13 protein-coding genes are annotated in these 18,814 nt (G+C 72.5%); 4 read left to right on the forward strand and 9 right to left on the reverse strand.

Features of this window, described 5'->3' with window-relative positions; all coding sequences use genetic code 11:
- Positions 1-186: 186 nt before the first annotated feature.
- Genes ACF088_RS35870 through ACF088_RS35885 form a run of 4 tightly spaced genes read left to right on the forward strand, consistent with a single transcriptional unit; the run spans position 187 to position 3,914 of the window.
- Positions 187-1,644, forward strand: a complete 1,458-nt coding sequence (locus ACF088_RS35870) for a phage tail sheath family protein (protein ID WP_392380096.1) — start codon at positions 187-189, stop codon at positions 1,642-1,644.
- Between the two features lie 26 nt (positions 1,645-1,670).
- A complete protein-coding gene (locus ACF088_RS35875) occupies positions 1,671-2,111 on the forward strand; it encodes a phage tail protein (RefSeq protein WP_392380097.1) in 441 nt (146 codons plus the stop codon).
- Between the two features lie 36 nt (positions 2,112-2,147).
- Positions 2,148-3,473: a phage tail sheath family protein gene (locus ACF088_RS35880; protein WP_392380098.1), complete on the forward strand. Its 1,326-nt coding sequence runs from the start codon at positions 2,148-2,150 to the stop codon at positions 3,471-3,473.
- Positions 3,474-3,479: 6 nt separating this feature from the next.
- Entirely contained in the window at positions 3,480-3,914 is a 435-nt protein-coding gene (locus ACF088_RS35885) for a hypothetical protein (protein ID WP_392380099.1), read from the forward strand.
- Between the two features lie 31 nt (positions 3,915-3,945).
- On the opposite strand, the gene ACF088_RS35890 is transcribed toward ACF088_RS35885, so the two are convergent.
- The 9 genes from ACF088_RS35890 to ACF088_RS35930 are packed head-to-tail and all read right to left on the reverse strand — an operon-like array spanning position 3,946 to position 18,734.
- The gene (locus ACF088_RS35890) at positions 3,946-6,096 is read right to left on the reverse strand and encodes an ATP-binding protein (protein ID WP_392380100.1); all 2,151 of its coding nucleotides are present in this window, start codon (positions 6,094-6,096) and stop codon (positions 3,946-3,948) included.
- Entirely contained in the window at positions 6,093-6,716 is a 624-nt protein-coding gene (locus tag ACF088_RS35895) for a DUF4255 domain-containing protein (protein WP_392380101.1), read from the reverse strand. Before ACF088_RS35895 ends, ACF088_RS35890 begins: the two co-directional genes overlap by 4 nt.
- Before the next feature lie 46 nt (positions 6,717-6,762).
- On the reverse strand, positions 6,763-9,732 hold the full coding sequence (locus ACF088_RS35900; RefSeq protein WP_392380102.1) for a beta-propeller fold lactonase family protein: 2,970 nt from the start codon (positions 9,730-9,732) through the stop codon (positions 6,763-6,765).
- Positions 9,729-13,058, reverse strand: coding sequence for a putative baseplate assembly protein (locus tag ACF088_RS35905; protein ID WP_392380103.1), 3,330 nt, complete (start codon positions 13,056-13,058; stop codon positions 9,729-9,731). The genes ACF088_RS35900 and ACF088_RS35905 overlap by 4 nt, the downstream gene beginning before the upstream one ends.
- A complete protein-coding gene (locus ACF088_RS35910) occupies positions 13,055-13,615 on the reverse strand; it encodes a phage tail protein (RefSeq protein ID WP_392380104.1) in 561 nt (186 codons plus the stop codon). The genes ACF088_RS35905 and ACF088_RS35910 overlap by 4 nt, the downstream gene beginning before the upstream one ends.
- Before the next feature lie 25 nt (positions 13,616-13,640).
- Positions 13,641-15,800: a hypothetical protein gene (locus ACF088_RS35915; RefSeq protein WP_392380106.1), complete on the reverse strand. Its 2,160-nt coding sequence runs from the start codon at positions 15,798-15,800 to the stop codon at positions 13,641-13,643.
- The gene (locus tag ACF088_RS35920) at positions 15,793-16,194 is read right to left on the reverse strand and encodes a GPW/gp25 family protein (RefSeq protein ID WP_392380107.1); all 402 of its coding nucleotides are present in this window, start codon (positions 16,192-16,194) and stop codon (positions 15,793-15,795) included. The genes ACF088_RS35915 and ACF088_RS35920 overlap by 8 nt, the downstream gene beginning before the upstream one ends.
- A 24-nt stretch (positions 16,195-16,218) precedes the next feature.
- On the reverse strand, positions 16,219-18,015 hold the full coding sequence (locus tag ACF088_RS35925; RefSeq protein ID WP_392380108.1) for a VgrG-related protein: 1,797 nt from the start codon (positions 18,013-18,015) through the stop codon (positions 16,219-16,221).
- On the reverse strand, positions 18,012-18,734 hold the full coding sequence (locus tag ACF088_RS35930) for a LysM peptidoglycan-binding domain-containing protein (protein ID WP_392380109.1): 723 nt from the start codon (positions 18,732-18,734) through the stop codon (positions 18,012-18,014). The genes ACF088_RS35925 and ACF088_RS35930 overlap by 4 nt, the downstream gene beginning before the upstream one ends.
- Positions 18,735-18,814: the final 80 nt, after the last annotated feature.

Consider the following 18,814-nt stretch of genomic DNA (forward strand, 5'->3'; position numbering starts at 1 on the left):
GTGAGGGAAACCCCGCTACGTCAACTGTCGTACCTTCCTCCGTTTGCGTGCGCGTACCCCGAGGGAATTGGTTGGCTGAAGGGTCGCATTCCCGATGAGAGGGGCAAACAGGGCATGGTTTCAGGTCCGTTGGCACCCGGAGTGTTCATCAAGGAGCGTTCGAGCGGAGTCCGTACGATCACCGGCGTGGGGACGTCCACGCCCGCATTCCTCGGCTACACCGTGCGCGGCCCGCAGGCGCCCACGCCGCCGGTGCGGATCAGCAGCTGGTCCGAGTTCGTGGACACCTTCCACTTCCGCTCCCCGATAGGGGCAAAGGAGTTGGGGCGGGAGCTGGAGAGGCTGTCCGGGGCCGTCGCGGAGGGCACTGCGGAGCTTGAGCGTCTGGGAACGGACCTCGCAGAGAAGGCCACCACCGGCGGGTCCCCCGTCCTCACCGAGCAAGAAATGACCATCCTCGTCCTGGTACAGGCCGCCGACTGGGCCGGCGAAGCCGTCGACGATGAGGACAGGCACGAGGCCGAAGCCGCAGCACAGAAGGTGACGGAAGCCCTTCCCGGGCCGTACGGGCTCTGGATCGCGGCCGGGAACGACCTGGCCGGCCTCAAGCAGCGTCGGGGAGAGCTGACCGTCCTCGCCGGACACTTCGAGCAGTCCGGCAGGATCCAGCTGCCCGAAGCGGTCTACGGTTTCTTCGCCAACGGAGGGACATCCTGCTACGTCCTCCGGCTCGACCCCGACAAGCCCCTCGCCGGCGAGGTCGACGGCAATCCCGACCGACGCACGGGTCTGGCCGGACTGAAGACGGTGCCGGACGTCGCCATGGTCGCCGTCCCGGACCTGTGGCGCGAGCACACCACGCCGGAGACCGGCGCCGCCATCATGGGCAAGGTGGTCGGCCACTGCGTGACCATGCGCAACCGGCTCGCCCTCCTCGAACCACCGCCCGGCACCGCACCGGCCGAAGTGCCGCAGTTCTTCAGGCATCTGGCGAGCCCGGACGAAGAGGCTGCGGCGTTCACGGCGCTGTACTACCCCTGGGTCACGGTGCCCGGCGTGGACGGCACCCCGCGCACCGTCGTCCCGTCCGGTCATCTGGCCGGTGTGTGGGCCCGTACCGATGCCGAGCGAGGGGTCTTCAAGGCTCCCGCCAACCAGAACCTGCGCGGTGTGCTGTCGCTCCCCACGCTGCTCACCGACCAACGCCACGGCGAGCTGAACGACAAGGGGGTCAACTGCCTCCGTGCCTTCCCCGACCGGGGGCTGCTGGTGTGGGGTGCGCGTACGCGCTCCGGCAGTCGTGACTGGCGCTACCTCAATGTGCGGCGTCTGGTGTCGTTCCTGTCGGATTCCATCCGCCAGTCCTCCACCTGGGCGGTCTTCGAGCCCAATGACGACCGTCTGTGGGCCACCCTTCGGCATTCGGTCAGTGGCTTCCTGACCGATCAGTGGCGTCAGGGTGCGCTTTTGGGACGTACGCCCGACGAGGCCTTCTATGTGATCTGTGACCGTACGAACAACACCTCGGCGACGATCGACGCAGGTCAGGTGATCTGCGACATCGGTATCGCGCCGGTGCGTCCGGCCGAGTTCGTCCAGTTCAGCATCACCCAGATCGCCGGCCAGCCCGGCGCCAGCAGCTGACGCCCGGAACCCAGGAGGCAACGCACATGTTGACCGGTAACACCTTCAGCAGCAGTACCTTCGCCATCGAACTGGGCAAGTTCCAGGTCGAGACCGTCCAGGACGTGTCCGGACTGACCCTGGATCAGGACGTCGTCGAAGTACGGCAGATGTCCGCGACCGGCGAGCTGATCGTGCGCAAACAGCCTGGTGCTCGCAAGAGCGGTGAGATCACGATCACCCGTGGCATGGACAAGAGCACCGCGTTCACCGACTGGGTCAAGACCACACTGGTCAACGCCGACCTCGACAGCGCCCGGCAGAACATCACCATCGCCCTGAAGGACGCGCAGAAGCAGACCGTCCGCCGCATCCACCTCACCAACGCCTGGGCATCCCGCTGGGAAGGACCCCAGCTCGGCGCGGCCAACTCCGGGACCGCGACGGAACAGGTGACGATCACCTACGAGGACATCACCGTCGAATAGCCCGGAGCCGAACAGCGCGAGAGGGGAACGACAGCGATGACGACGAAGCCTCCGGGTGTCTACGTCACGGAGAAGTCCAGCGGCGTACGCATGATCGTTGGAGTGGGCACCTCCACCCCGGCCTTCCTCGGATACACCACCACACCGACCGAGACTCCCGGTGAGACGGGGACCCCTCCGTTCACACCGGACGAACGCAGGGTCCCCCAGCCGGTCCGCGGCTGGCAGGAGTTCGCCGATCGCTACAGCATTCCGGCGCTGGGGACGGAGCTGGCGGCTCTCCGGAAGAAGACAACGCCCGCATCCGGGGACTTGAAGCGGATCCAGGTACTCCAGCGATGCTTCACCCTGGCGGAAGCGGTCTACGGCTTCTTCGCCAATGGCGGCACGTCCTGTTATGTCGTCGGCTTCCTGAATCCCGGGGCGGCCGTGCCGGAAGGAGACCTCGGCGGAAACGCGGAGGACCGCACGGGACTCGGCGGGCTGGAGACGGTGCCGGAAGTGACCATGGTCGCCGTGCCCAGTCTCTGGGACATGACCGTCGCGGCCACCGACGCCGAGGAGCCGCCGGACCCGCATCTGCCGACCGGAAAGTCGCTCATCGGCAAGGTACTCGCCCACTGCACCGCCCGGCGCAACCGTCTCGCGGTGGTCGATGCGCCACCCAAGCAACTCGTCGAGCCGCTCAAGGCGTTCGTCGGCACGCTCGACTCGCCGGACTCGGACGCCGCAGCGTTCACGGCGCTGTACTACCCCTGGGTCACGGTGCCCGGTGTGGACGGTGTTCCGCGTACGGTGCCGCCGTCCGGTCATCTGGCCGGTGTGTGGGCCCGTACGGACGCCGAGCGAGGGGTCTTCAAGGCTCCCGCCAACCAGAACCTGCGCGGTGTGCTCGACCTTCCCACCCTGCTGACCGACGACCAGAACGGGGAACTCAACGACAGGGGTGTCAACTGCCTGCGGGTATTCCCCGGCCGGGGGCTGTTGGTGTGGGGTGCGCGTACGCGCTCCGGCAGTCGTGACTGGCGCTACCTCAATGTGCGGCGTCTGGTGTCGTTCCTGTCGGATTCCATCCGCCAGTCCTCCACCTGGGCGGTCTTCGAGCCCAATGACGACCGTCTGTGGGCCACCCTTCGGCATTCGGTCAGTAGTTTCCTGACCGATCAGTGGCGTCAGGGTGCGCTTTTGGGACGTACGCCCGACGAGGCCTTCTATGTGATCTGTGACCGTACGAACAACACCTCGGCGACGATCGACGCAGGTCAGGTGATCTGCGACATCGGTATCGCGCCGGTGCGTCCGGCCGAGTTCGTCCAGTTCAGCATCACCCAGATCGCCGGCCAGCCCGGACAGGGGGGCTGAGACCCCGTGCAGAAGATCGTGGTGCGGCAGGGCGATACGGTCACGCTCACCCTGAATCCTCCCGCGGTGCTGACACCACCGCCTCCCCCTACCCCCCTGCCGCTGGGAACGGCGGGCTTTCGGATCGAACAGTACGTCGCCTGTGTGCCCGACGACATCGAGTCGTGGGTCATCCCGCCCGTCGGCTATTCGACACCGGCCTTTCCGACTCCGGGAACGGTGGGCGTCGAGTTGAAGGTTCCCTCGGCGAACCGCGCCAAGTACGCCAGGGCGAGTCAGGGCGAGACGGAAGCCGTCGTCAACGGCGGCCCGTTCGACGTGATCTGCACCGTGGTGTCCCCGGCGAGCAACTCCGCCGGCGCCACGGACACCCCAGGGGCCACGTACCGGGGCAAGGCGGCCCTCACCTGCCCCCGTGTACGACCCGTGACGGCCGGCTGACCCGGTCGGAGCCCTTGAACCCGCAAAGGGTTCAAGGGCTCCGACGCGGGGGGCACGGCCGTTCTCCGGTGAAGAAGCGGGACTCGTCCACATAGCGGCCGAGTTTGGCGTACTCCTCGCGGACGGCCGCCAGCAGATCCGCCATGGTGAGCGGGCGGTCCTCGTCGGCGGCCCGGTAGGCGGCGGTGACGACGCAGCAGCGGATCGCGCCGCCGGGAAGGTCGAAGGCCGAGGCGAGGGTCGCCAGAGCGGCCTGGTCGACATCGTCGGCCCGGGGCACGGCGGGGCCCAGGCAGCGGTCCCACAGGGCTTGGCGCCGGGCATCGTCGGGCGCGGGGAAGTGGACGACGAGGTCGAGACGGCGCAGAAACGCCGGGTCGATGTTGGCGTGCATATTGGTGGTCAGCAGGGCCAGGCCGTCGAAGGACTCCAGGCGCTGGAGGAGGTACGAGGTCCCCGTGTTGGCGTAGCGGTCGTGGGCGTCGTGGGTGGCCGTGCGCTTGCCGAAGACGGCGTCCGCCTCGTCGAAGAGGAGGACGGCGTCGACGGCGTCGGCCTCGGTGAAGATCCGTTCGAGGTGCTTCTCGGTCTCACCGATGTACTTGTCGACCACCGTGGCGAGGTCGACGACATACAGGTCGAGGCCGAGATCGGCGGCCACCACCTCCGCTGCCAGGGTCTTCCCGGTCCCGGAGCCGCCGCTGAACAGGGCGGTGACGCCACGTCCGCGTCCTCCGCCCGGCCGCATCCGCCACTCTCCCAGGACCCGGCCGCGGTGGCGTACGCGCCGGGCGAGATCCCGCAGTTGCTCGTGCGTCCGCTCGGGCAGCACCAGATCGTCCCAGTCGACAGCCGGGCGTACGGGCCGGGCGAGGCGGCCGAGCGCGCCGCCGTTCCACGAGCGGGCCGCGTCCCGGACTGCGGCGGCGTCGACGGGGGTGCCGTGCGCGGCGGCCTGCCGGCCGGCCGCCGCGGCCACTGCGCGAATCCGGTGGGGACCGAGCCGGTACCGGGCGCCGACGGTGGCCGCCCCGTCGCTCACCGTGCCGGCGTGGGCGCCGAGTTCGTACCGCCACAGCGCGGTGCGTTCCGGCTCCGTCAGGGGCGGGCAGTCGGCGAGCACCGGGGGAGCGGCCGTCCAGCGGGCGTCCCACGGCTGTCGTCCGGTGAGGATCAGGGGAACCGGGGCCTCGGCGAGCGGGGCGAGCAGCTCGCGGAGGTGCCGGGTGTCGGGGGAGTCGACGGGCCCGGCGATCAGCCCGTGGTGGCGCAGCCGTGCTTCGAGGAGCGCCGCGCGAACGGACCCGGCCGGGTCCGGCTCGTGGGCCAGGCCCGCGAGGTCCAGATGGAGCGCCGGCCGGCCGCACGCGCGCAGTGCCGCTTCGGCGACGGCTTCGGCCGTACCGTCCGGGCTGTCGCGCAGGTGGACCGGGTGCCGGTGGGCGAGCAGCCGGGACAGGTGACGCACGGCTTCGGCCAGTGGGCCTTCGCTCAACGGCCGGCCGGGTTCCGGCAGGGCCAGCAGGTGACGCAGACAGGACGGCAGGGTGTCGTCGCCCAGCAGGTGCGCGGTGACCCGGTCCGGGACGCGTAGGGCCCGGGTCAGAAAGGGACGGGAGACATCGGGGGTCTCCACGAGGCCACCGGCGCGCAGGGGCGCGTCGGCCGCGAAGACCCGGCGGGCGGTCGCCGAGGCGCTCGGGACGCCACACAGAGCGAGGGCCAGGCCGGTGGTCGCGTGACGGCAGGTGATGTCGTCGTTGAGGTAGCCGTAGCAGCGCTCGAAGCGGGCATCGACGTCGGGGGCGAGCGCGATCACCACCATGTCGAGGGCGAGCGGGTCCAGCCCGAACTCCTCGGCGAGGCGGCGCGGGGGCGGCGCGGCCCCGGCCGCCGCGGCCGCGTCCTCCCGGGCGCGCAGAGCGGCGGCGAGGGCGTCGTCCGCGGTGGCGGGGGTCAGGGGACCGGCCGGTGCGTCCAGGAGGTGCGAGGCCATGCCGTCGGAGATGTAGAGCCCTTGGAAGGGGTCGAAGGGCGGCTCCAGGAGCTCCGCGGGTACGGACTCCTCGCCCGTACGCAGTGCGATCGCGCGCCGCACCCGGGCCTCGATGACGGTCAGCCGGGCCAGGAGCCAGTCCGCGGCCGTGGCGGTGGGCGCTCCGGGGTGCGCGGCGGCGGTCACCGCGCCTCCTCGTCCGTCCCCGGCCGGGGCTTCAGCACCTCGCGGACGACGGGGGGCCCGGTCACCCAGTGGGTGTAGCTCGCCGGGAGGAACGACAGCAGGGGGATGGTCACGGTCACGTTCAAGGCGGGGACGAGGGTGTGCCCCACCGCGCTCCACAGTTCCGTCAGCGCACGGTCCTCGGCGGGCGGGTGGCCGACGTCCAGCAGCCCGGACAGCTCCAGCTCCTGCAGTTCCGGGGGCAGGGGCACGGGGAAGTCCCGGCTCCTGGCGAAGCCGACGAGGAGTTCTCCGAGGATGCGGTGGGCGCTGAGGGCGTCCGGGGCCCAGGCGGCGACCAGATACGACAGCCGGGCATAGCGCGGCGGGTCGAACTCCGCCGACTTCCGGTCCGGCTGCCCCGTGGTTCCCCTGTCGTACTGGTAGACGGTGCCGGTCTGCCGCCGGTCCAGGTCCTCGCGGACGTCGTACAGGTAGATGCCGACCGTCTCGGAGCCGGTGGTCTCACCGAGTGCTCCGTCGCGTCCGGGCGGCTGGAAGGTGACGGGGATGCCCGGCGGCGGCCAGGTCACCTCCTGCTGTACGCGTGATTTCAATGCCTGGTCGACCAGTTCGATCATCTGTGTGCCTCTGTCCGCGCCGGAGGGAGGGGTGGAGTCGGTACGGTCAGTCCGTCGCCGGCACGCCGACCGCCTGCCGTACGTCGAGCCCCAGCGGGGTCGTCGTGTCCAGGGGAGCGAGCGTCGTGGTGTCGACCACCGATACGGCCGCGCCCGCCTCGTCGGCGAGGTACACCAGGTGCTTCGCGGACTGCGGGTGAGGTGCGCTTCCGGTGAGCCGTTCGCCGGCCGGCACGGTGAAGCGGGGCGTTCCGGTCCGGGTGTCGAGCATCAGGAGCTCTCCGCTGTTCTCGGTGGTCACGAAGAGCCAGGCCCCGTCCGCGGATACCGACACCGATGCGGGCTTGGCGACCCGTGGGTGCTGCCAGGCGGCGACGACCTTGGGCGTGCCCGGCGAGGCGTCGTCGGAGCCGATGACCGAAATGCTGTCGCTCCCGTGGTTGGCGACATAGGCGCGGAGGCCTCCCCCTGGGGCGCTCGCCACGCCCATCGGGTCCCGGCCCACGTCCAGGGAGGTCACCTGGTGGTCGGCGAGGCGGACGCACCGCAGGGAATCGGCTGTGCGGTCGGTGACGTAGGCGTAGGCGCCGTCGTCGGTGACGGCCACGTCCCACGGCTGTGACGTGCCCGGCTCACCGACCGGGACCGCAGTCACCTTGGACCCGAAGACGGTGACCGTCCTGCTGGTGAGGTTGGCGATGCAGAGGGTGCCGTCGTCGGAGACCGCCGCCGAGTACGGCTCGTCGTGCTTGTCGAGGGGCAGTTGCTTGGTCTCCCGGGCCGAGAGGCGCGTCGCGTCGAGAGTGATGACGGCCAGGCACGCTTCGCGAGCGGGGGCCTCCTTCCGTCCCTGGTTGACGATGCACACGGTGTGGTCGTCCGGGCAGACGAGCCCGGTGGGCCTGTCGGTGTGCGCCTCGGGGGCCGTCGCGATGGCTTGCATCGCGGGGCCTCCTCCCGCCAACTCGATGCCGTACAGCGCGCCCAGTGGCTTGTCATCTGCGCGCCACGCCTCCGAGACGGCCGCGTACAGGAAGTGTCCGTCCGGGGAGAGCGCGAGCCCGGGAGGGATGGGGGTCCCGTCCTTGACCGTGATCGTCCGCTGGTGCGCCGCCGGGGCGGCGGAGACGGCGAACACTTCCACCGTGGCCCTGTCCCCGGCGGCGCTGGAGACGTAGAGGGTGGTTCCGTCCGGTGACAGGGCCAGCCCGTACGGCCGTGCCAGGGAAGGATCCTTGACGACGTCCATGTGCCAGGCCCAGGAGCCCTCGGGCGACTCGCGCCGGAGGACCGAAACCTTGCCGCTCTGGTAGTTGGCCACGTAGAGCCGTAGCCCGTCGGGCGACAGGGCCATCTCGTGCGGGCCCGACAGCCGGCCCGTCGCGGCGTCGATGACCGTCCGCTGCTGCCACTGACCCGGCCCGGTCCTGCGCAACACGGCGATCCGTCCGCCTTCCTGCCCCAATTCGGTATGGGCGAAGTCGGCCACGTACAAGGTCTTGCCGTCCTTGGACAGGGCGGCGCCGGTGGGCTGCCGGCACCCCACGACATCGGCGGGGACCGGGTAGGTGCCGCCCTTCGGGTCGACGAGCGAGACCGTTGCCGTACCGGAGTCGGCGGTCACCGCGTACCGGCCGTCCGGGGTGACGGCCACCCCGTACGGGCGGGCACCGGGGGCCAGTGGGACGGGAGTCACCGTCACCTCACCACTCCCGGTGAGCTCGTTCCCCCGGGCCGGGGTGAGGACGAGGAGCTGCGACGACTCCGGGCTCGTCGCACAGGCGAACTGCCGGTCGGGTGCGATGGCGACGTCCCACGGCAGGTGCGCCGCTCCGAGGGGGATGGGACTCCCCGGAGCGAGACCGGCGAGATCCAGCACCGCGACCTTGTCCGTCGCGGAGTCGGCTGCGTAGGCCCACGTCCCGTCCGGGGACACGGCGGCGTTGACCGGCTTCGACCCCGCTCCGGTCGTGACCTCGCCCGTCTTTTGCGGGGTGGTACGCACGGTGGTCAGCTTTCCGGTGGCCTGGCAGGTGACGTACGCGTAGCGGCCGTCCGGGCCGAAGAGCACACCCGCGGGAACGGCCCCCACCTGGATATCCGCAGGGTCGCGGGTGTCCGGGTGGAGGGCGGTGAGGGTGCCCGAGGTCTGGCCGACGACGTGGATCATGCCACCGTCCGGAGCGAAGGCCACGGCGACCGGGTGCGGGCCGACCGGGACGGTGGCGGGAGGGCCGGCAAGTCCGCTGTCCGGGTCCACGGTGGCGACGGAGACGGACGCGGAGCCGTAGTTCGCCACGCACAGACGGTCGCCCGCCGGGCTGAGCGCAAGAGCACGGGGCTCGGCCCCCACGGGCAGGGGCTCACCGACCGTCCCGGCGCCGTCCGCGTCGAGGCCCAGTACCGTCACCCGGCCGTCGTCCGTACCGTCCCCCCGGGAGGCGGCATACGCGAACCGTCCCCCCGGCGCCACGGCGACCGCCCCCGTGACCCCGGGGACGGGGACGACCGCGGTCACCCGTGGTGCGTCCCCCTCGCTCATCTCGACCACGGACACCGTGCCGTCCGCCTCGTCGACCACACAGACCCGCCGCGCCTGCCCGCCCGGGGCCGCCGCCAGCGCGCAGGGACCGGCACCGACCGGGAGTCCGGTGGGCTCCCGCAGCCCCTCCTTGTCGAACACCACGACCCGGCCGCCCGCCCGGTCGGCCACACACACCTGGTCGTCCACCAGCCCGGCGACCACGGCGCACGGGCTGCCTCCGGTGACGACGGAACGCAGCACCGCGCGGTCCGGGGCGGTGAGGTCCACCACGGACACCGCTCCGGCACCGTGGTCGGCCGTATAGGCCCGGGTGCCGTCCGCACTGACGGCCACCGCACGTGGGTTGCTCCCCACCCGCGTGATCTGCACCTCGGGCTGCTCCGGCGTCGTGACGTCCACCACGGCCAGAGCGTCCGCGCCCCAGTCCGCGGCCACCAGCCGGGGCCCGCCGGTCGTGTTCGGGTCGCTCATGAGGGCACCTCCGCGACGGTGACTCGGTGTTCGACGGAGTACACGGTCTCCCCGGGCCCGCAGTGGACCCGTACGACGGGGTCCGACGCCGAGCCGTCGAGCGGATCGACCGGAACGAGCTCGGCAGTGGCGACGCGGCCCACCCCCGGCACCTGTTCCAGGACCCGGAACGCCTCGCCCGCGTACACCGGGCGCCCCAGCGGCCATCCCGTGCCGTCCGGGCCGCCGCCGACGGGGCTGAAGTACCGATACAGGGCGCGTTCCGCCGCGGCGCGGAGCTCGGCGCGTTCGTCGGCGGTGCGGTAGTCCGCGGGAACGATCCGGGCATCGACACGGATGCCGTGGTAGACGGGCTGCTTCAGCCACACCGGAACGCCCTCCGGCTGGCAGGCGCGCAGGGAGCGGCGCAAGGTGTCGCAGGCGTCACGGGTGGGGGTGAGCATGTGGAACGGGAACCAGCCCCGCTCGTCGGCGGTCACGAAGGGGACGACCCTCAGCGTCACGCCGGCCTGGGTGCTGCCGCCACTGGTGTCGGTGTAGCCGTTCCTGCCGTCGTGCGAGGTGGAGACGTTACGCACGCTGACGATGCGGTCGTCCGGGTTCTTCAGCCGCCTGATCCCGTCCGGGGGGATGTCGTTGCCCGCCGCGCCGAGCGTGGACTTGTACGAGCCGTCCACGGTGACGGGCGTGCCCGGGGGCAGCGGAACGGCGCCGTACTGCCGGCTACCCGAGGGGCCGCCCGTCACCTCCGGGCCGAAGTGGACCTGGCCCGTACTGGCGTTGATGACCACGTCCTTGCTGTTCTCCAGGGAGTCGTGGAAGGACGTGACGGTACGCCAGCTCTCGGCGCCGACCCGGACCTTGGGGAGCCCCTCGCTCTCCGGGACGTACACCGGGGAGTACAACAGGGGGTAGACCTGCCCGGGCTTGTCCGTGGACGAGAACGGCTCTCGTGCCCGGTCGTGCTCCTCGTACTGCTCGGCAGGAACGGAGTCCGTCGTCCCGGAGTCGGCGTAGACCGTGTACGGCGTGGACGGTGTGCCTTGGGGATCGGCAATCTGGACGGCGATCCAGCAGGCGGCCTCCTCGGCCGGGAAGCCGTCGCCCCGCCTGTCGACGGCGTCCTGTGCCGTGTGGACGAGGTCGCCGCGCGCCAGGGCCGCTCGCCACCGCACGGCCTTGCTCACGTCGACGGGATGGGCGGAGACCGTCGCCCCGCCCGCCACCGTGATCTCCTGCGCGGGCGCGGAGGCGTAGGCGAGGGGAGCGGCGGTGTCCCACCACGGCGCCGCCTTCCTCGGCGCGAAGACGGACACCGCGATGCGGTCCTCCGGCGCACGGTCCCCTCCCGCCGTCACCCAGAGCGTGAGGCGGCCCGGATCATGCGGCTTCTTGATCTCCACCAGGGCCAGCATCAGCCCGCCGCCTTCCTGGAAAGGCCCGGAGAACTCCCCGCCTTCCTGGTAGTCACCCGCCTCGAACATCCCGACGGCTGCGGTGACGCCGGGGACCAGCCCGAGGCGTGCTGCGCCCACCGCGTCCGGCGGTACGCGCGTGGCCTGCCCCGTCGTGGTGAAGACCGTCTCGCCGTCCTCCGTGGTGACCTGTACCCCTGCGGGAACCGTCAGCGTGCCGGGCGCCAGGGTGAAGGAGACGGCGGTCTTGGCGGGCTGCCACGGCAGGTAGTTGCGGGCCGGGTCGAGCGCGTCGTCGGGTATGTCCCGGACGTGGTGAATACGGGCCATGCCCGCCGAGGCGGCCAGCGCGAGCTGTTCGTAGTCGGCGGGGACGACCGCCCGCTCCGGCGCCGGGGAGCCCAGGGGCAGGCGCGTCGCGCAGGCGGCGGCGCTCTCGCGTTCCGTGCCGCCGACCGCCGGTGCGGGGTTGGTCACGGAAGAGACGTACGGCAGCGGTGTGCGCAGCACGGTGACGGTGCGGGCGGGTACGTTTCCCCGGGCACCGCCGCCGGTCAGATAGCGCCGGATCCGTACGACCGCTCCCGCCGGCAGCGGCGCACCGTGCTGTCGCGGTCCCCGGGCGCCGGCCACCACGGGCGCGAAGACGGCCTCCCCGGTGCGCGGGTCGAGGGTGAAGTGCCGCTCGTCGGGGCCCGATCCGCCGAGCGAGGCGGAGTAGGTCCACTGTGCGGTCCGGCCGTCGAGGACGGCTTCGACGACGAGGGGGTCGGTGCTGCGGGGCAGCGGCGGATGGGCGAAGCGGAGGCGTTCGCCGGGGGCGCCCGTCGCGGTCCCCAGGGTCTCGTTCTGTACGAGCCGGGCCTGGATGACGGGGACGGAGACGCTGAGCACCGGGTCGAGCGCGACCCGGGTCAGCGGGCTCCGGCCCGCATCGGCGCGGTAGCGGATCAGCCCGACGTCCCTCAGGCGCTGTACGGAGTCGCCGCCCTGGCCGCCCTGGCCGCCCTGGCCGCCCTGGCCGGCCGCCCGGTGGAGCAGGAGCTGGGCGGGAGCGTGGGCGGGGGGAAGGTCGAGCGTGACCTTGCCCGGTCGCCCCTGGGCGGTCACCGTGTCCGTGACGACCCGGCAGCCGGTCCAGTGCGTGCCCTGCCAGGCCTCCCAGTGCCCCCGGGTGACGCCCGTGCCCACCTTGGGTGCGAGACCGACGCCCATGCTCACGTCCAGCGTCACGCGCGTACCCGGGACCGGCACCGACAAGACGACCAGGGCGTACGAGGAGCGCGCGGCGCCGTCACCGCCGATGTGCGTGCTCACCGGGCCGGTGTCCGCGAGGGCGTCCCCGGGCGGTGGGAAGTCGCCGAAGTAGGGGAGGTTGAGGTGGAAGGCCGGGCCGGCGAAGGCGGGGCCGCCCGGTTCGACGGTCCGACCCGCCCCCGGGCCGAAGACGGTGAGCGTGCCCTCGACGGCGCCGTCGGCCCGCCCCGATTCCGCGAAGTGCCCGGCGGCGACGAGGACACAGGGGTTGAGCACTGCCTCCGTCAGTGTGCTGAAGACGACCGGATCCGCTTCCCCCACCGGTCGCGTGGCCACCTCCTGCCCGGCCGGGACGACCACCGGCTCGGGCGACGGCGCGGCGAGCCCGAGGATGACCTCGGCCTGCGCGGGCACCGGCCGGTACGGCCGTACGCCCAGGAGCCGCAGCATCTGCAGCCGGCGCTGGTCGGCGGCCAGGTTGAGCCGGTCGCGCAGGACCATGACCATGTCGGTGCACGTCTCGATCAGGCCCCGGCCGGGATCCGTCCGGTCCTGGCCGGTCCAGGCCCGCACCTCCCGCCGGACGGCGGCGACGGCGGTGGCGACGACCTCGTCGCGGGTGCGTCCGTCGTACTCGGGTGTCGGCAGACTCATCCCTGCTGTGACCTCTCGTCAGGAGCCTTGTGCGCGAGGGTGACCGTGACCTTGAAGGGGAGGTGGGCGGGGCAGTGCGCCCGTACCAGGCGCGTGAGGCGGCTCTCCAGCGCGCGCTGGTCCTCCCCGGCCGGGGCGGTCAGGGTGACGGTGAGCATGCGTCCGGCGCCGGGCGCCGGGTCGTCGTGGGTGAAGACACGACCGGGGTCGTCGACGACGAGCACGAAGCCCGGCGGCACCCAGCCGTGGATCTCCCGGGCCTCCAGCAGCAGCCCGTACGGCGTCCCGCGATGAGCGGCAAGGCGGGGCGCGAGGTCGACGGCCTTGCGCCGCAGGCCCTCCGGCCAGCCCGGCTCCACCCGGGCGCCGGTGATCCGGATCAGCCAGTCCAGGAAGGCCGGTGGCGCACGCCAGGGGTCGAGCACCGCGTCGAGGCCGTCGATCCGTTCCTCGGTGGGGGCCATGGCCTCGCCGATCGCGGTGGCGAACGCGAGCGCGACCGTATCGTGCCCGTAAACGGCGGGCAGGGGGAGCGGACGTGCGGGGTACGGGGACATGCGCGGTCCTCCCTCGCTCTCTTCTTCAGCTCTCGGTGGTGTCGACGTCGATACCCACGTCGTCCACGAGGACAAGTCCGCCGTCCGAGACCTCGACGGAGGGCACGGCTTCGTCGCCGACGGACAGGCCCACGTCGGTCGTCTCCCGGACCTCCGGCACCGCCTCCAGCACGCCGAAGACATCGCCCGCGTGGACGCGACGGCCCCACGGCCAGCCCCGTCCGTCCGGCCCGCCGGCCGTGGGGTGGAAGAAGCGGCGCAGGGCCCGTTCGGCCGCCCGCCGGGTCCGCTCCTGGTCCGCCGTCGTGCTGCTCCAGGGGCGCACGGTCGCCGTGATCGCGAAGGGGTGGTAGAGGGGCTTCCCGACGCGCAGCCGCTCGCCCAGCAGCCGGCAGGCGTCGACGACGCCCACCACCGACTCCAGGACGTCCGGGGGGATGTCGAACGCGTCACCGGGCGAGACCTCCGCCGGGTCTCCCTCGAAGCGGGGCACCAGGAGGACGTGGAGCGGGGCGTCCTCGCGACGCCAGAGGGCGGGCTCGGTCCTCGTCCCCTTCATGAAGAAGAAGACACCGCCGATGACGGCCACGGCGTCCGGGGACACCTGGCACTGCGGGGAGAGGCCGGGGAACGCCTCCGAGATCAGGGACCGCACCCCCCGGCCGGCCGCCTGCGGTACGAAGGCCCGGTCGGTGTAGGTGTAGGCGCGGTGGTAGAAGGTCTCGCCCTTGAAGAAGAACAGTTCGTACGCGTCGGCCGTGGCGGGGTCGGCGAGGACGGCGACCTCGTCGAGCTGCGCGGAGAAGTCGTCCGGCAGGTCGGGGAATGCGCTGCTGATGTCCTGTGGTGACGCCTCGTCACCGTCCCAGAGGCACCGGGACCCGTAGAACCACAGCCCGGGCTCGCCCTCGCCGGTGCGGATGACGGCGTCCAGGCACTTGGCATCCGCCACGGGCCGGGGCACCGCAGCACCGTCGCCGGGCTCGCCCGGCCCTCCCAGGGGCAGCGGGAGAGCGGCGATGGTTCCGCCGTCGTCGAAGTAGTGCACGGCCCACAGCGGATCCTGGGCGGCGAGGGCGCAGGCGAGGACCTCGGCCGGGCGCGGCGGCACCGTGAGGGCGTGCGGCACGCGTGAGTCGGTGGGCCGCGTGAGCGCCGTGACCCGGACCCGGGCCGCCCCGGCCACGTGCTCCTCGATGATCTGCTCGTGGTCGGCGGCGGTGACCGCACGGCGCAGCGGGGCGAGGCCCAGCCCCGCGCGTTCCAGCGCCTGCCGCCAGTCCTCCGCGTCCTCGGCGGCGGCGAGCACGCCGTGGGCGGTGGCGCTCAGCCCGTCCGGTGACACCAACGTCAGCGGTGTGCCGATGGGAACACTGCCCTTCCGGCCTCGGTACACGTGGTACTCCGCGCTGATCCTCGCGCCTTTCGGCGGTACGGTCCCGTGCTGTTCGGGCCCGCCCTCGGCGGGGACCAGAGGCCCGAGGACGACCTCGCACGAGGCGTCGTCCCACCAGTGGACCCGGTCGTACGTCCCGGCGTCGGCGAAGGTACGGACCGCCGGCCAGACGGTGTCTTCGACCCGGACCGTCAGCGGCGGGCCGAACGGAGGCTCCGCGACCGGCGTGCCGGGCCCCCAGGGGCGGTGGCCCGTCGCGAAGCGACCGCCCGGGAGGCCGTCGGACGTGCCCAGCACCTCGGCGACCGGAACGAGTTGCTCCACGGCCTCCACCACTCCCGTGGACTGGTTCTCGGCGAGGGGGAGCGGTGCGGTGGTCGCCAGGACGACCGGCTGCTCGCTGTCGGTTCTGACCTCGGTGCCCGCCGGGATCTCCCGGCGCCCGGTCGTACCGTCGGTGCGGGCGAACCGGACGGTGATCCGGGCGGGTGAGGCGGGAAGCGGCGTGATGCCCATGAGGCGCAGCAGAGCGGACTGCTGACGGCCCGTCATGCGATGGACACGGTAGAGCAGCTGGTCGGTCCGCTCGGCGCAGGCCTCGACGAGGGTGACGCCGGGGTCGGAGACGTTGTGGTCGGTCCACTCGGGGACGCGCTGCGGCAGGGCACGCTTGGCGGCGTCCACGAGCGGCTGGAAGCGCAGATCGTCCAGGTCGGGAACGGGCACGCCGGAGGCGCCGGATACCGCGGATTGCTCGGGCGGCGGATCGGTCATGGGGAGGTCACTCACTCGGGGAGTCTCCGGGCAGGGTGTAGAAGGGGAAGACGAGGTTGCGGGGTTCGTTGGTGGTGCGCAGCCGGTAGCGGATGTCGATGTAGAGCACGCCGATGTCCACGGTGTCCGTGCTGAACAGCAGGTCGTCGACCTCGATCCGCGGCTCCCACCGGTCCAGCGCCCGGCGCACCTCCACCTCGGCACGGGCGACGGTCGAAGCGTCGAGCGAGTCGAAGACGAGCCCGTGGATGCCGCACCCGAACTCCGGCCGCATCGGCCGCTCGCCCGGGGCGGTGGACAGGATGATGCGCACGGCCTGCTCCACGTCGTCGCTGCCGGTCGCCAGGCCCACCCGGCCGGTACCGGTGATGACGGCGGGGAACGCCCACCCCGCGCCGATGATGTCCACGGTCGCCCTCTCTTCCGTACCGGGTCAGTTGATGTCCACGGTGTTGCCGGTGATGGTGGTCTTCTGGCCTTCGAGCGTGAGGTCGCCGCCGCTCTTGACCGTGACGGTGGCGCCCTCCAGCGTGAGCCGCCCGCCGCCGCTGCCCGCCGCCGTGACGGTCACCGTGCCGGCCTTGAGGAGCAGGGTGCCCGTCTCACCCGCATCGATGGTCAAGGTGCCGTCGCCACGGCCGTCGAGCGAGACCCGTACGCCCTTCCCCCCTTCGCCCGCCGTGAAGGCGATGGTGGTGTCCTTCCGGTCGAGGTGGGTGACGAGCTTGCCGTCGCCGGTCAGGAGTCGGACACCCTGAGGGCCGTCGGTCACGCTGAGCAGTTCGAGGCGATCGCCTGAACGGGACGCCAGGGAACGCCTGTTGGCCCGGCCCGTACCGGCGTCGACCAGCGGCAGACCGTGGTCGGTGGGGGCATCGAGACCGTTGTAGAGCCCGCCGAGGACGTAGGGCCGGTCCAGCCGCCCGTGCTCGAAGCCGACCAGGACCTCGTCCCCGGCTTCCGGAGTGAAGACGCCGCCGCCCCCGGCCCCGCCCCACTGGACGGTACGGACCCAGTCGGTCACATAGTCCTGCGACAGCCACGGCAGACGCAGCCGTACGGCACCGCGCTGGCCCTTCCCCGGTTCCTTGATGTCCGTGACGACCCCCACCGCCACGCCCAGCGTGCACAGTGGTGGCGGGTAGGGCACGACGGGCGGGGGCAGCGGGCCCACCCGGACCAGGCTCCGGTAGCCCTGGTCCCCGTCGAAGACGTGACCGCAGGAGGTGACGGTGTACTTGCCGGTGAACGGCTCACCCACTCCGGCCAGGGTCACCGGCACGCCCGCCCGCAGCTCGGGGGCGCCCGCGACCTCGGCGGCCAGCGTGGCCATCGCGGCCGCCGACTCCGCCGCGACCGCGCGGGCCGCTGCGTCCACCTGCGGGGCGGTGGTGTGGGCCCGGCCGCCGACGAGCAGTTCCGGCGCCGGCCCGGGGAAGGCCTTGCCGAGCCGCGCGGGCGTGACGCCCAAGCGCAGCCGTTCGCCGTCGCCCGCCCCGGCCTTCGCGGACAGCGCGGCCTTGCCGTCGGGATCCCAGCCCCGGACCTCCACCTCGGCGACCTGTCCCTCGCAGGACACGGCGGCGCGCAGCGCCAGCAGGTTCACCCCGTGTTCCAGGACGAACGGGCTGCGGTCCGCCCCCGTGCCGGGCCCGGGCGCCGCGTCGGCGGCGGCCGGGCGGAGCATGTGGAGGGTGCTCCCGTCGACCGTCAGGCGCAGACCTCGCTGGTCGGCGAGGTGGTTCAGCAACTCCCAGTCGGTCAGGTTGGGCTGGGCCACGTGCGGGATGCGGGTGCTCTCGGCTTCGATCCGGCCCGTCGTCAGCCCGTGCCGGGAGGCGGCCTGCCGGGCGACCTCGCCCACCGTGGTGTCGACGTAGGCGGCCACCCGCCGCCCTCGCGTCAGCCGGTGCCCCCGGTCCATGGCCCGTACGGTCGTGAACGTCCCGTCGGCGTCCACCTCGGTCTCCAGCGCCGTGACCTCGCCGTCGAAGATCCCCACCCGCGTGCGGCGGCGTGCGGCGGCCACCGCTACGGTCAGCGGCGCCCCGACGGCGATCCGCGCCGCTGCCAGGAGCCGGTGCTCGGGATCGCGGAACCGTAAGGTCGCGCGGGCCGGCAGCCCCACCCAGGTGTCCACGGAAGCTTCCACCAGCCGTTCCGACCACAGCTCCTGCAGCGGGGAGCCGAAGGCGATGACCGGCTCCGCCGCGTAGAGCCGCTCCGTCACCCGGCACCTCCCGCGGGGCGCTCCTCCAGGACCGGCAGGACCAGCACCGTGCCCACGGGCACCCGGGCCGGATCGTCGACGCCGTTGGCCTCGGCGATCGCCCGCCACCTCGTGGGGTCGCCGTACGCCCGCCACGCCAGCCCGGCCATGGTGTCGCCCGCCACCAGGAGATGGGTGTCCACCGGCCCGTTGCCACCCGACGTCGGGTTCTGCCGGGGCGTCGTGCCCCCCACCTCCTCCAGGGAGACGGTGCAGGTGGCGCGCAGCGGTGTCCCGTCGTGCCCGAACCGGGTGTACGCCGCATCGACCTGGGTCACCAGCGCGAGGAACGCGGTCGTGCGCGAACGCCCCCACTCCAGCCGGACCCAGGGCGCCGACGCGGGCTTCGCGGTGGCGCTCCGCGCGGTCGGGGCGCAGCAGTCGAGCAGCTTCTCCACCTGGTCCTGCACGCTGGAGCGGAAGTCGCCCGCGTCGAGGAACACTTCCAGCGTCATCGTGCGCGGCTGGGCCCCCACGAACTGTGCCCGTGCCGCCTCCTCGCTGGAGGGCGACGGGCTGCGGTCCCAGCGGGCCCGTTTGCCGACCTGGACCCGGTCGGGGTTGAAGTGGAAGCGGACGCGGCTGCGTTCCGGCCCCGGGGCGTTGCCCGTCCCCGTCGGCGGGTCGTAGATCACGAGGGCGGCCCGTACCGGCGCGCCTCCCAGGAGCTCGGACAGCATGTGGTCCTCTCGACGGTTCGGGCGGCTCGGGCGGGTCAGATGGTTCGGACGGGTCAGACGGGTCGGACGGGTCGGACGGG

The sequence above is a fragment of the Streptomyces sp. NPDC015125 genome (genome assembly GCF_043080045.1).
Classification (GTDB): Bacteria; Actinomycetota; Actinomycetes; order Streptomycetales; family Streptomycetaceae; genus Streptomyces.

Coding starts and splice junctions, on each gene's coding strand:
- ACF088_RS35875 (WP_392380097.1), top strand. CDS start 1,671: ATGTTGACCGGTAACACCTTCAGCAGCAGTACCTTCGCCATCGAACTG.
- ACF088_RS35880 (WP_392380098.1), top strand. CDS start 2,148: ATGACGACGAAGCCTCCGGGTGTCTACGTCACGGAGAAGTCCAGCGGC.
- ACF088_RS35895 (WP_392380101.1), bottom strand. CDS start 6,716: ATGATCGAACTGGTCGACCAGGCATTGAAATCACGCGTACAGCAGGAG.
- ACF088_RS35900 (WP_392380102.1), bottom strand. CDS start 9,732: ATGAGCGACCCGAACACGACCGGCGGGCCCCGGCTGGTGGCCGCGGAC.
- ACF088_RS35905 (WP_392380103.1), bottom strand. CDS start 13,058: ATGAGTCTGCCGACACCCGAGTACGACGGACGCACCCGCGACGAGGTC.
- ACF088_RS35910 (WP_392380104.1), bottom strand. CDS start 13,615: ATGTCCCCGTACCCCGCACGTCCGCTCCCCCTGCCCGCCGTTTACGGG.
- ACF088_RS35930 (WP_392380109.1), bottom strand. CDS start 18,734: ATGCTGTCCGAGCTCCTGGGAGGCGCGCCGGTACGGGCCGCCCTCGTG.